Genomic DNA, 14,551 nt, shown 5'->3' on the forward strand with positions numbered 1-14,551 from the left:
AACTGGTTATGATTAAGTATTTAAAAACTTTGAAATATATTTCTTTAGTTCTTGCTACCTTAATAATATTAGGTGCTTGTAATAAAGATTTTCCGAATTTGTTGCAGAATTTCAATGAAGCAAAGGATAGTCCAGAAAGTCGTGATAAGGTGTTGTTGGTTATCGTTGATGGGCTTTCTGGTCCTGCCATGCAGGACATTGCTCCAACGAATATCGATTTGATGGCGCGTAACGGTTTGGTGACTTATGGTAGTCTAGCTGATCCGACAACGGATTTTGAGGTAACCAATCAATCGGTTACCGCCGCATTGCTGACCGGTGTAAATAGTGCTAAAAATAGAGTCGTCGGCACAGATTTAAGCACGATTGACTTGAATAAGTATCCAACGATTTTTACGAAATTGAAGCAAAATGCAACAAGCCGTAAATCGAGCCTTTTCACTTCCGACGCAAAGTATGGTGCTACCTTGGGTAATGATGCCGAAGTTAAGGTGGAAAGTAATGATGTTGCGGTGGTCACTGCAGCGAACACGTCGTTGTCAAATGCCGAATCCGATCTAAATGTTATCCATTTGACGGAAGTTGATAAAGCTGGGAAATCATCAGCTTATACCGCCGCGGATGCAAAATATGTCGCTGCAGTCAACGTAATGGACAAGCAGGTTAAATCCTTATGGGAAACGATCAAGAAAAGAGCGAGCTTCAATACGGAAAACTGGATTGTGATCATTACTTCCGCTCAGGGGGGGGCATCTACGGATCCGGTGACCGATTTTACACCTTATGGGGATAGTAAAAGAGATACGTATACGTTATTCTACTCGCCAAAGTTTGCGCGGAAAATTGTGCCAAGACCCAATTCTAAAGATATTCCTTTTGTGGCAAATGCGACGAGATATACTTATGCGAGCAACAATCAGGTCATTGGTAAATTAGCTGATGAAAATAAATTTAATATGGGCACGGGGAGTGATTGGACGATGACCCTCTTTTTGAAATACAATGTCGCCAATTCTAATTATTATTACCCGATATTTTTTGCAAAGCGTGTCGCTGGTTTTACTGGAGCTGGCTGGAACTTCTTTTTAGAAGGAAATTACTGGGGTTTTAATAGCTCAATTGCAGGGCAAGCATTCGGTCCCGGTATTAATGATGGTGAATGGCATGCGCTGACCGCTGTTATTAAACGGAGTGGGACTCAGGATTCTGTTTATGTGTATACCGACGGAACAAACGCGACAGTGTCAGGAAAGTCCTCTCAAGTAGGTGCCAATGGGAATAATCTTGATAACACAAGCCCTTTGACCTTAGGCTTCAATCCAGGGGATGGAGATACAGGTTGTAATATTTCGATCTGTAATGTACAGATTTATAATCGAGCCTTTTCGGCCGAAGAAGTAAAGCGATACGGTGGGGTGACTCATATTGATGAAACGTATCCATTCTGGGATAATCTTCAAGGATATTGGCCTGGATATGAAGATGTCAATACTACTCTTCTGACGGAGAAAACGGGGAAGGGAGCCGGCAATTTTAAATTGACGGGCCCGGTTTCCTGGACAAGTTTCAATGAATTGGTGCCGTTCTTTCAACCACCAATTGAGGAATCGTTTTATCGTCTAGTGCCGAATGCCGTAGATATTCCCTTTATGATTTTTCAATGGTTGGGCGTATCGGTAGAATCATCATGGAATTTGGACGGCAAGAGCTGGACGCCAAACTATACACAAATTAGAAAATAACCAAATTTTGACCTAATGAGAAAGAGATATTTAGTTTTTGGATTATTTGTTGGGTTGATGGCCTTTGCCTCTTCCTGCAGTAAATATGGTATTGAGTTTCCAGACGGATATCAATCTGGAGATTCCACGGAAACAGCCTTGGTGACAGACACGACGATGGGTAAGGCCGATAGAAGTTTATACCATAAAGCGCGAATATATCCCGGTTTGGTTGGGGAAAATGTGACCCGTATTAAGGATACCACAATTTCTATGTTGATGAATAGAAAGTATGTGTCATCTTACGAATTTAAGGTCAGCGTGACACCTGCGCCGATTTATACAACAGGACTATATGCTCCCGCAGGAGAGGTAATTCGAATTACAGTACCTACAGGCGCCGTTGGCATGACGGTACAGATAGGTGTACATACAGATAATATAACAGGTAAAGATGCGCCACGTAGGGATCCAATTCTGTTCACGAGAAAGGAATTGTTCCCGGGGACAAACTACATTAAAAACTTGTATGGTGGAACCATATGGATTATAAATCAGAAAGCAAGTGCGACTCCCGTCAATATTAAGGTAGCGGGTGCTGTTAAAACCACAGATTTTATTTTAGGGAAGTCCACGGTGGCCGATTGGAAAAAACAGGTTTTATCGCAGGATGTACCTTGGATGGATCTTATCGGGGAGCGCGTTGCCTTCTCCGTTCCGCGTTCACTGGTTGTTAAATTCATCCAGTCGGGAAAAATGGATCAGGTGGATGAAGCGCTGCGTTTGTGGGACGATACTTATGTCAAAGATTATTACAATTGGATGGGATTGTCTGCAGATGCCGCCGATCCAAAAAATCGCTATCCGGAATTTTGGGAGAGAGGTGTGATGGATATCCATCCATCCTTAGGTTATGCCCATAGTGGTAGTCCATGGATAATGCAGGAGGATGAATATTGGTTGGATGAATTGACAAATCCAAACACGATCAAAAAGGGAACTTCATGGGGGTCGTATCATGAGGTTGGACATAATTACCAAGCAACATGGGCTTGGAGCTGGTCGGATTTGGGAGAAACAACAAACAACTTGTTTATTTTTAATGCGGCACGCAATCGCGGTGTGACTTCTCGGATTGATTTTGCTCATGCCTTAAAGACATCGATTCCTGCGGCCCTGAAATTTGCTGCGCTGACCTCGGCGAAGAATTTTTCCAATTTCCCTGAAGAATTGGGTATCGATGCCGATGATCCTTTTGCACGATTAACGCCATTTCTTCAGATTTTCGATAAGACAAAGGGTAAAAATGGGGAGTCAGGATGGGATTTTTTCCCTTATATCTATAGTAAGGCGAGGAATGAAAATTTTACAAGTTCTTTGGATCAAGGTAAGCGAGACTATTTCTATCGCCAGCTATGTAACTTTACAGGGAAAGACTTTAATCGATTCTTTATCGCTTGGGGGATTCCGGTAAGTAGCTCGGCCAAACGTGAAATGCGTGAGAAATATCCACCAATGGATCGCGCGATTTGGGAATACAATCCATTGACATTTACAGGGGGCGAGGGCGTATTGCAACCGCGTTATTTCTTACCTAGCGGTTTGTTTGAATTTACGGCCAATGTTGCGACAGCAACCAACGAAAGTACCGGTAAGTTTAGTGCAATGACGGATGGCGATCCAAATACCTATTGGCATACGTGCTGGTCTGGCTGTTCTATCCCGACGACTTTACCTGTGGAATTAACCATGAATATGAAGGAAGTTAATGTCTTTAAAGGCTTTTATTATAAAAATAGAGCGAATTCAACCTTCGCGACTAAGGTTAACGTTTTTATCAGCAAGGACAACAAAAACTGGACTGATATGGGGCAATATGCGTTGGCTAGCGCTTCCCAAACAACGGCTCAGAATGCAGCAATGAAAGAGTTTACTTTTTCAAATCTCGTGGAGGCGCAGTACGTGAAATTTGTGTTCCCGGATCCAAATACTGGTGGAGATATACACGTAGCAATTGCCGAGTTAGGGGTGTTTTACGATATATAAACTTAAGTTATGAAAAGATTATTCAATATAATGAGAGCCTTAGTGCTTGTCGTAGGTGCGGTGTCGTTATTGGTTGGCTGTACAAAATATGCTAACCCACCCGCAGTTTATGAAGACTATGAGCAGAATCTGCAACAAGCAGTTAAACGGAAGGTGCTTTTTATCTCCGTGGACGGCTTGGTAGGGCAGGAATTAAAAAAGAGTGTACCCGCTAATATGGCAGAGTTGCTCAAGACAAGTAAGTATACCTTTAGTGCATTGGCCGATGAGAATACCAGTGATCCATCGTCTTGGATGACCATGATGAGTGGAGTGACCTATTCCAATCACCAAATTAATGATGACTCTTTTATTCCGAAACCGGATGAAAATGATCCCCATAAAAATGTTGCCGGTTATCCGTCCATGTTGTATCGTATTGCTACAATAGCACCTTCACTGAAAACGACCGTTGTATCACGGTCGGCGACAATGAATGACAAACTGCTTGTTAGCGCGAATGAAACCTATAATGGAGCGACCGACGAAGATGTAAAGACAAAGGTGCTAGACCTTTTTAATACCAAAAATACGGATTGTATGATCGTACAATTCACCTCGTTATTGGAAGCGGGCGAAAAAGGTGGGTTTACAATGAGCAATAACGATTATGCGAATGCCCTAAAGAAAGTTGATGGTTATATTGGTGAAATAACAAAAGGACTGGCTGCCCGCAAAAATTATCAAAATGAAGACTGGTTGATTATCTTAACGTCAAATCATGGGGGTGTTGGAAGTTCCTACGGGGGTAAAACGATGCAAGAACGGAATACCTTTGCCATATTTCAGAATAAAAACTTTAAAGGGGCCGAACTAACCGGAAAACCTATGAGCTATGTTCGGATGTGGGGATACGACGGTACTGGAAATAAACCTTTGGGGGTAAGAGCAGTAAGTGGCGATATTGGTAATTCAAGTGATTATGATCTTGCCACAACGAAAGAGTTAACCATATCAGCTCGTTTTAGATTTAATTTGAACAATACGATTATTTCATCGACCTATTCTCCAAATACGTATAACTATTGGTACTCCGGTATATTCGGCAAGGATTCGAATACATCGTTGGGTACTCCAGGTTGGATGTATTATACTTGGGGAAATGATTTGCAAGTGAAGATCAGTGATGGCGTTAAGGAGGCTACTTGCCAAACAGCGAAAGTCAATGGCGAGTGGTATACCATGACCACAGTCATCAAAGCGATCGGAAATGACGAAGTAAATATCAAGATTTATAACAATGGGACATTAGCCCAAGAAACGACGACATCTGGAATGAATGTAGCCAATATAAAAACAAATGATCCCTTGATTTTTGGCTATAGACCAAATATATCCTATGATTTGGTGGATTTTGATGTGTCGAATGTATCCATCTTTAATAAGGCTTTTACACAAGATGAAATCCGTAATTCATTATGTTCTACGGACGAATTGACGAAATCTCCTTTTGCCAATAACCTGAAAGGGTATTGGAAGATGTCACCTACTGAAACCGGATCGATTCAGAATGAGGTAGCGGGTAAGAGTGCAATGGGACTTAGTGGAGATTTCCAATCCAGAATGACGTCCGAAGTAGTGCCTTGTGAGATGGGCGACAATGCAGTTTTTATTCAGGCAGCAGACTTTTTCCCACAGATATTTTACTGGTTGGAAGTGCGGACGTTAAAAGATTGGAAATTGGAAGGGCAGGTGTTTTTAAATAAATACGAAGTAGAGTTCCTCTTGCCAAAGCAATAAGAAAATAGATTATAAACTAAGCTCCATCGTACTGGTGGAATAAACGTTATTTAAAGATGAAAAGGAATTTTAAAATGAGCTGGGCATTTAATGTCATTTTAGGAGCTTTTTTGCTAAGTATGGGGAGTTGTAAAGAAGAGGAACTTACCTTTCCGAAGCAAGGGGATCAAGATACCATTGTGACGGAGACACGCCCAACAGCAAGGCCTACAAATTTGACTTTTGTATCGGCTTTTAACCAAAAATTAGAAATACATTGGCCTGCTTTATCAGATCGAGTCGTTAAAGCAGAGATTCGCTATACCGAGGGAGCTGAGGAGAAAGTGATTACAGTGAGCAAATTTGATGAGCCGACAATTATCACTCTCAAAGATTATAAGGATTATACGGTTACAGTTCAATATTTCACTTCGGACGGAACTGCATCAAAATTAAGTAAGGTTTCATTGAAGCCGGGACCTTATGAAGCGGCCTATAAACTTACTGGACTTACTTTGGAACCCGTTCCCGGAGGAATAAAATTTGTATTCCCTAAAACTTCAGATCGAGCCATTGCAACAAAAATTAGCTATGTGCTAGATGGTAAAGAGGTCGTTCGAACCTTTGATTCGAATAAAGAGAGTGAGGTCGTTATCTCGAATCTGACAGACGAAACCAAGGAAGTAGCTTTCAAGATCTTAACTATGGATGAAGAATTGAAAGTAGCAGTTGTGGATGAGCGGAAGCAAGCGCCCGGAGTATTGGCTTATAAAGGAATACTAAAAACAATGGTTGCCTTTATGGACGGGAATAATGGGGGGCTGGCTTGGACAAATCTGGGCAAGGATCCGGCTACTATTATCGTGAATTACCAATTGAATGGCCAGTCGAAAACGGTACGGATAGATAACAGCACAGATGTCGAAAAAAGAGTATTATTCGACCTTCAAGGTAAGCCTACAGCTTTTACCTTCACAATAGAAACGGACGGACTGACCTCACCCGTACAAGATGCTGAAGTAAAGGCACCCACGTTGTTGAGTAGGTCGACCTGGTCTGCAGAGGTATCTTCGACCGAATCCCAGGAGGGGGCCGCAAATGGGAAAGCGAGCTCGTTGATTGATGGTGATATTGGAACATATTGGCATTCGACCTGGTCTTCGTCAAATAATCCGGTCTACCCCCATTGGTTTATTGTTGATTTAGGGAAAGTGGAAAATTTTGCGCAGTTTGGAATGATACGGCGACATAATAATAATACGGGTGGTTTTAAAACATTCAATATTGAAACGTCATTGGACAAAGCGAGTTGGACTATGGTTGGTAAAGATCTGTTTTTTGATTCGGCTGGTCCAGCAGTATGGCATGATTATAATGTATCGATGGTCAAAGCCAGGTATGTCCGTATAACTATGACGGCGCCGATGAGTTCTACTGCGACATCAACGCATTTGGCGGAATTTAGAGCTGGGGGATATGCCCCGATAGTGCTTAAATAATCCGTTTTTAAATCTAAAAAAGGAAAGACAACCCGGCTAATCCATATACCGGGATAAGATGTCTGATTTGAATTTCCCCAGCGAGTGAATGACTTTCTGGGGAAATTTTTTTTGGTTCCTCCGATGAGTGACAGAAGGATTTTAATCCAGTAAGTATTTCGACGGGATTCCGGAGCCATAGGCTAAGTGAATCGTATTCCTACTTTTCTGGGCGTTCAGATCTTGGACTATTGAAGATACGGCGATAGTAAACAAGCTGACCGGTGTTGCAGACACCTTGGATAGTAATATAGAACCCTTTGGCCTTACTGTTGTTGAAAAATTTGATCTGCTTGGATGCCGCAGTACTATCTATGGAAACAAATGGATCCCAATAGAGTGTCATGCGATTATCCTCCGGCGTCAGTTCCTTGTCAGCCTCACTGGAATAGTCGCGTTGAGTGAACTGTTTGATAGGCATATAACCCAATATGGTCTGTTCGTCTACATATTTACCAAAATCTCGATCTTTTTCTGATGGTGCTAGTTCGAAAATTAAGACTGCTGCAGCTCCGTTTGCAGGCGGAAATGAGCGATAACATTTGATATAGGCATAGTTAGAAACGTCGGCCATTAAAAAAGCTCGGTCTGGATCACGTTTTCTCTGTCCATTTAGATAAGTCACGTAATTATATCCATTCAAATGTCGACGGAGATAATCGTACAAGGACATGTCTCTTTTCTGGACTTCCTCGTCTAGTAATGGAAGCAATATTTGATCCGGTTCGAGATTGGTTGGAATATCCTGCATTTTAAACCGTTGTTCTAAAAGTTGGATCTCACGTTGTCTCTTTGTTAAGCGTTTAACATTAACAGTTGGGAGAATGCGATTTCCTTTAGCATCTGTATAGTAATAACTCTTAAAATTTGTATGCTCCTGCGGTTCAGAATATCCTGGCTTTTGACCTGCTTTAGAAATAGGGATGTAAAAAGGAGTCTTATATTTGTTTGGGTTTACAAAAGTGTAATTGACTTTGAAAGGATAAAATTTCAATAAAGAATGGATCTGGCTGACGCGCGTGTCCATAGAATCAAAGACAATTAAGTTGGGCACTGTAAACCTACCGAGAGAATCCATTTCGGCTTCGGTGTACTTGAACCCAAGTCTTTGAAAATCTTTGTAACCAAAAGAGATCCCCCTTCTTTTTCCGGTTTCTTTGAAGTTGCGCTGGTTGTATTTCAGATAGCGTTTGTAGAATTTTGGCCATGTATTAGCCTGCATGCTGATCTGACCGCTTAATACAATCAAGGTATCAGGTTGTATAACTGAGTCTGTAGGACAAACCTCCGAAAGCCAGGATTGGCTTTTAATAAAAAGGTCTTTATGTTTGGTCGATTGCAAGATTTTTAATGCACTTGGAATTTCATATGCAGTTATGGGTTTGAAAATAAGATCGGTTACGATATTACTAGAGCTGTCAATAGGTACGTCGATGTCGGTGATCGAAATTGACAAACTTGCTCGCTCAATTGTCTTCGGAAGTGTTAAAGACAGCCTATTTGCAGATTTGCTTCCTGTGCCTTGCTCAATACTTACTCGAGGCGTGATTTCGATTGTATTTTGCCCAATCAGCTGACTTTGTTTGGAAAGTACATTTCCATGAATATCGCTTATTTGTACTTGCATAATTCCGTATTCCAAATCACTATTTTGAATTGGAATATTGGTTTTCTTGGCGCGTGGCACCTCAATGTTCTGCGAAAACAGGAGCCGTTGACCAATACTCGCTTTTATATAGACTTTTTGTGCTTCATTATTACTTTGTAATTGAGTGCTTGTCAAATTTGTGTCTGCAACAATATGGGCTTTAATGCCCAATACTGCTTGCGGCAAGCTATTTCTTCGAAAATCCCCTTTTGTGTCTACCCATTCGATCCTATAGCGGGCTGACGTCGATGGGATGAAGGTTACTTCGGCTAGTCCTGCTGAATCGGTTTCAAATGTCGTGATCTGTTTGTTTTGATCGTCCAGCAAACTCCCCTTTGTCATAAAAGGTAAACCAGATTGGTCGAGTGCATGAAATAGAACCTGATTTTCAATTCCGCTTAATAATATTCCACCGCTGGGCTTTATATGTAAGAATGTTTGTTTGGATTTTGGGCGAGCAGCAGATGGTGTTTGTGCCTCATCGAAATGTAATACGCCTAGTTTTTTAAAGTAAGGTTTCTGTACACAATATGGCTGATTTCGTGCGTAAGCGTTGATGTAAATATTGTTTCCTTTGAAGTCTGGAGGAATAATAAAAAAGCTTGCACTTATGCCCTCGGTGACCATCGCGACAGATCGTTGAAATTCTATTCCTTCGTCATTGGCCATGCGCATATAGAGGTTGAATACTGTATTGGCAGGCCTTCCATCTTCGAGCAGGTAGGCTTTAAACCAGACCGTGTCGGTAGGAATATAATAATCCCTGTCGGTGTGAATATAAATGCTGCGGTTTTGTGCTTTTAAGTGCAGTGAAGCAAATAGAGTAATTATGGTGAGTAAAATAAGGCGCATGGTTCTTAAATTTTAGTTACTGGCTTTCTTGATAAAATTTATTATTCTTATTGCATCTTATTTGAAACCGAATTTCCGAGGGAAATAAGTTAAAGATAGCATAAAATATTGCGTTAAATTATTGCGATAGCCCTGTGTAAATTCGGTAAGTCCATTATTAATATATAACCCTTTATTCTCCTTGAGTAAATCATAGGCGGATAATTTTAGTTCTAGATTATTTCCCGGGAGTAAACGATATGTTGTATTCATGTTCCAGATGAAAGCATGATCTTTGTAATTGTTAGCGTAGGATAACCGACTTGTACCGTTACTATTTAGTTGCCAGCGTTTCGACAATGAATAGCTCATACTTATTCCCGAAGTCCAATAATTGGATACATAGTCATTGTTTTTTTCGGATAGTTTATTGTGCCGTGCATAACGGTTCCAGCCATTGATCCAGCCAATTTGATAACGATCCAGAATGGTGTAGTAGCTTTTTAAGCTGATATTTTGGCTATTTGTACCCATTTCTTGTTTTATTGCATCGATAAATTGAATTTTATTTCCCCAGTTGAGGCCAACATTAAATTGAAAATTTAATGCTTGTGTTTTGCTGAGGGGATAATTTTTATTTAAATAGCCATTAACAGCTAATAGGGGCATTGGAGTAGCAATCTGAACAAGATATCTTTGTTGCTGCCCTTCTTTAAATAAAATACTGTCTGTCAGTCCCTGTCTATACTGCGTATAACTCAGGCTTATGTTGCCCGAATAGCCATTTTGACGTTGTTCATTAAAGCTCGTCAAAAAGGTTGCTTTAGCACGCTGTGTTTTTTTAAGTTGTGTTGCGCCAAAAAAGCGGTAAGCAACATTGCTGTTATCATAAATGGGCCTAAGCTGGTCCAGGTTTGGATATTCTTCATCATAATTTACAGTTAAGGAGCTGTTTATGTAGTATTGGCCGCTTTTACTATAATATCGACTGAGGCGAACCTGCGGCAAAAATGTTGTGAAAGTTTGTTCTAGGTTGCGATAATCGAGTGTCGAGCGATTCTCTGCTTTATAGAAACGTAGTCCGGCTCCTAATGTTAGATTTGTAGAGGAGCTACTTCTTCCTTGTAGATAGTGGCTTTTTAGGCGAAAGGATTTTTCAAGATTTGGCTCGTATTGAAGCTGATTGAACCTGCTCAAGTGAGTTAAATCCAAGTTGATCTGTGGTTTGTCTTCTACTAAATTTACAACATTGTCATTAGTGGTTGTATGATAGAAACTGAGATTATTTTCGAGTGTCCAATCAAGATATCGAACACTGAGGTTAATATTTTGACTAAATTCTTTGAGTGATTTGTCGTAGGTTCGATGATCCTGTCTATTTAATTCCTGTTTATCGGCGTTCGTATAGGCACTCCGCATTTCATTGAATTGTTGTGTTTCGGAGACTGATCCGCTCCATTTCAATTTATAGGTCAGGAGCTCGCCAAATGAATTTCCGTTCTTGATACGCATACTCATCGTAGGACTTGAATTGACGTCATACAGATCTATGTTGGTACTATAGGATAGTTTATTTTTGCGGTATTCACCATTATTTCGAACTGTATTTTGTGCATGTTCGTTGGTGTAATTGTATTCGTTGAAGATGACCGAATTATCTAAGTTGGAGATGTGCTCAAAATCAGCATCTGCTGTTAGGTTCGTAAATCGATTGCCGACTTTTCCGCCAGTATTGGTATAATTTAGGGCGGCTACGAGGCTTCTCCTTTTGTTGTGGCTTTCGTTATCGTTCGTACGCTGATTATTAACAGCATTGTCATCGGAAAGAAAAGAGGTCGTTGAATGGTCTTTATTGAGTGTATTATCCCAGCGGCTCAACACATTGCTTGTCAATAGGTGTTTTCTATTGACTTGGTTGGTTCCTACAATATCATACTGATACCGGCCACTAAGTACATGTTGATTGTTGATCCCTGTACTTAAAAAATCTGAATCAAAATCCGCGTTGATACCGACGCCTTTAAAGCTGGTATTTTTTAATAATTGATCTGTGCTTTGCAGGTATTTATTGCTGTTATTCCCAGAATAGGCGAGTGTATATTGTGATTTACCGGTTGACAAGTTAAAGTTCGCATGTTGTTGGTAACGTTTACCTGTACCCCTACCATACGATAGACTTCCGAAGTACATTTTTTCCTTACCCTTTTTTAATGTTACATTCATTTCAAGTGACACATTAAGCGGGTTTTCTTTCTTTTCCTTTTCATCACGCTTATCGTAGATCTGCAGCTTCTGGACGGCATCTTTGGCGAGATTCTGTAATACGATCGCTTTGCTGGATCCAAAAAATTCCTTGCCATTGACAAGTATGTTGGGAATCTCTTTCCCATTGTATGTCAAACTGCCATCACCCCACACCACAATGCCGGGAAGTTTACGTAGTAAATCTTCTACTACGGCATTGCTATCTAGCTTAAAAGCATCGGCGTTAAATTCCAAGGTATCCCCATTCATTCGGACGGGAGGGAGTACTTCGACTTCTTCCAATTCGTTTTCCATAAAATCCATGTGGATTTTTCCAAAATTTTTGGATTCATCTTTCTTTAAGATAAATTCTCGTGTCGCTTTCTTAAAACCCTGAAAGCGTAATTCCAATAAGTAGGTTTTATTGATGCCTAGATCGTTAATGAAAAATTTTCCATAGGTATCGGTCAGTGTAATTTTGTCTACGGATTTATTGCCTTTCTCATAAACGGATACTGTCGCGGATCGTAGGACATTATTATGTGTTGTATCGATAACAATACCTTCGATTTTGGTTTGAGCAAAACTGGATACGTTTAATAAGATAAGAAAGGTAAGTAGTAGTAAAGTTTGAAAATATGCTTTGGTCATGGATCTCATTTGAGTTTGAATCGGACGAATACAGGATTATTGGATTTTTCCAAGGCTTTGAGCCGTTCGCTAACGGGGTGGAACTCTTCTTTTGATTTACTGATAGCAATGCGAATGTCTTGAGGAGAAAGAAATGAGAAGAGGTATTCACCATTGCTGCGTAAGAAATCTCCGCTCATAAATTTGAGATAGTCGCTGCTTTTGTCGGGGAGAATATTTGTTAGCCCGATTATTCTTTTATTCGACAGATTTAGGGCGATCCAAAAACTATCTGATTTTTTGAGCTCCATGATAAGATAATTTTTATAATTGGCCACTTTGTCCAATGTCCGTATTTCCTCCCGATGCGCATTGTAATAGTGCATGTAACTTGTATAATCTTTTACCTTTCGGACTTCATCTAGGTTGACTGTATTCTTTAAGGGAAAAACAAATTGGTATACTTTAGAAATTCCACTGCTATCCAGTTCGAATAATTTGGTCGTATAGTCAAAGCTTGCATAGGCCTTATTGTTGATGTTTGGACTTAATGGTTGATGTACACCATAAGAAATCAATACTGAATCGAGTTTTTCATATTTTACAATCACGCTATCTCCGAGTTTTAAGGCATCGATTGTTTTAATTTTAGGGTCACTTAAACGTGGGGAATAATACTTCCATTTTTTAGCGCCGATTTGTGTAACATAATCCCATTTATTATTTCTGTTACTGATAGTGTCAATAAAATTTCCGTTGAGGTCATAGCGTGCCTTAATGTACGCATGTGATAGCTCGAATCCATGTTCATTAAATTGAATATAGTGGAAGAGCATAGCCCATTTTTCTTTCTCTTCTTTTTGACCGATTACACTATTTATAATTTTCAACAGATTGCCGCGGATATCATAGAGGTAAAATTCACCTTTTGAATTTAATACTCCTATACGCCCGGCGTTGCAGTTCATTTCAACGACATCGCTTAGGAGCTGGTTTTTGTTTCCCGTTAAAGGAATGTATTCTAAATCACCTAGTAACTCGGAAACGGTACCTCCTTGTGTTGTTTCGGGAATTATCCTAAGCTTTTCAGTTGGGATGTCTTTTGCATAAATTAGATTTTGGCCTTTAACGTCTATTTTGCTCAAAATCGACAACATAGCTAACAAGAGAATTATGGCCTTCATATTTCTTTAAGTTTATTGGTTAGGTTAAAATAAGTAATTAATTGGTTATAAAAAAAGTAGATAAAGAAATCAATCGATTGCGTAAAATACTCTAAGGATAATGTTTGTTTTTTTCTAATAAAAGGAATCTACCTCGGTATTTTATGTGTTTGGATAGGGCGCTATAGGAGTTATATTCCTAGGCGATGATTTAAGCACCTAGTTTTAGCCGTTAATCTAATTGTATAATATGTATTATTAGCTTTCTATGCACAGTTTAAAGCTACTGGATTTTGAGTGCGACAGATTATACTGCTTGTGAATTCCAATTTTTGATCGCTTGTTTCTTCATATTACCAAGTCTTGTTTAGTAAAATGCTAGTTCAGCTCTCGTTCCTGGTCGGAAAGGCTTCTTAGCAGCCAATTTCAAAGATATTTCTCCAACTCACTGTCGTTTTTTGGCGCTCTAGTGTAAATTCTATTTATTCGCTTTTAGTTGGTTCTTCTTTAAGCTAGATTTTAACTAGTATTAAGCTAGCTTTTATTTAGGTTTTAGTTAGTATTTATCTAAACTATACCTAAACAAAACCTAAGTAAAGTCTGTGCTAAAGTAAGAGTTGATCAAAGTTTATGGTAATCTAATCCCTGGAACAAAATTACATGACCGGGAGTCTCCGTAAATTCCAAACTGAACCAAGTGCAGATCCTAGCATACGGTTTTGTTGCTCTTTCTATTACTGCAGGCCGGGGGCTGGATACTGCAAGCCCTGCCATTCTTTGTTCCTTCGTTTCGGGTTTCAATCACATCCTATCCCTATTATACATATCTAGGGCATTAAACGCTGGGCTGCGCGGTTCTCTGTTTCGTTGCGTTTCCGCTGCGGATCCGCGGATAACCGGCCTTTCCGGGGCGGAAAGGCCTCCTGCGGAAAAACAATCCGTCAAGTTTCCAGCGAGTTAGGGGTAAAATGA

At 40.1% G+C, this 14,551-nt stretch carries 7 protein-coding genes; 4 read left to right on the forward strand and 3 right to left on the reverse strand.

Going from position 1 to position 14,551, the window contains the following annotated elements; translation table 11 throughout:
* The first annotated feature begins 8 nt into the window (after positions 1–8).
* From B4G94_RS25935 to B4G94_RS25950, 4 genes are read left to right on the forward strand one after another with little or no spacing between them, the layout of a single operon-like run.
* Positions 9–1,742: a LamG-like jellyroll fold domain-containing protein gene (locus tag B4G94_RS25935; protein ID WP_286863029.1), complete on the forward strand. Its 1,734-nt coding sequence runs from the start codon at positions 9–11 to the stop codon at positions 1,740–1,742.
* A 15-nt stretch (positions 1,743–1,757) separates the two neighbouring features.
* A complete protein-coding gene (locus tag B4G94_RS25940; protein WP_286863030.1) occupies positions 1,758–3,767 on the forward strand; it encodes a M60 family metallopeptidase in 2,010 nt (669 codons plus the stop codon).
* 9 nt (positions 3,768–3,776) lie between these two features.
* Positions 3,777–5,546: an alkaline phosphatase family protein gene (locus B4G94_RS25945; protein WP_286863031.1), complete on the forward strand. Its 1,770-nt coding sequence runs from the start codon at positions 3,777–3,779 to the stop codon at positions 5,544–5,546.
* 56 nt (positions 5,547–5,602) lie between these two features.
* Complete coding sequence (locus B4G94_RS25950) at positions 5,603–7,024, forward strand: discoidin domain-containing protein (RefSeq protein ID WP_286863032.1); 1,422 nt, start codon at positions 5,603–5,605, stop codon at positions 7,022–7,024.
* Positions 7,025–7,223: 199 nt separating this feature from the next.
* Here the strand turns inward: B4G94_RS25950 and B4G94_RS25955 are convergent, their stop codons facing one another.
* The 3 genes from B4G94_RS25955 to B4G94_RS25965 are packed head-to-tail and all read right to left on the reverse strand — an operon-like array spanning position 7,224 to position 13,600.
* A complete protein-coding gene (locus B4G94_RS25955) occupies positions 7,224–9,563 on the reverse strand; it encodes a hypothetical protein (protein ID WP_286863033.1) in 2,340 nt (779 codons plus the stop codon).
* Between the two features lie 57 nt (positions 9,564–9,620).
* Positions 9,621–12,437 carry a hypothetical protein gene (locus B4G94_RS25960; protein WP_286863034.1) on the reverse strand — a complete coding sequence of 939 codons (2,817 nt, stop codon included), beginning with the start codon at positions 12,435–12,437 and terminating at the stop codon, positions 9,621–9,623.
* A gap of 5 nt (positions 12,438–12,442) precedes the next feature.
* Positions 12,443–13,600: a 6-bladed beta-propeller gene (locus B4G94_RS25965; protein ID WP_286863036.1), complete on the reverse strand. Its 1,158-nt coding sequence runs from the start codon at positions 13,598–13,600 to the stop codon at positions 12,443–12,445.
* Positions 13,601–14,551: the final 951 nt, after the last annotated feature.

The sequence above is a fragment of the Sphingobacterium sp. UBA7625 genome (assembly GCF_002484085.1).
In the GTDB taxonomy this organism is placed as follows: domain Bacteria; phylum Bacteroidota; class Bacteroidia; order Sphingobacteriales; family Sphingobacteriaceae; genus Sphingobacterium; species Sphingobacterium athyrii.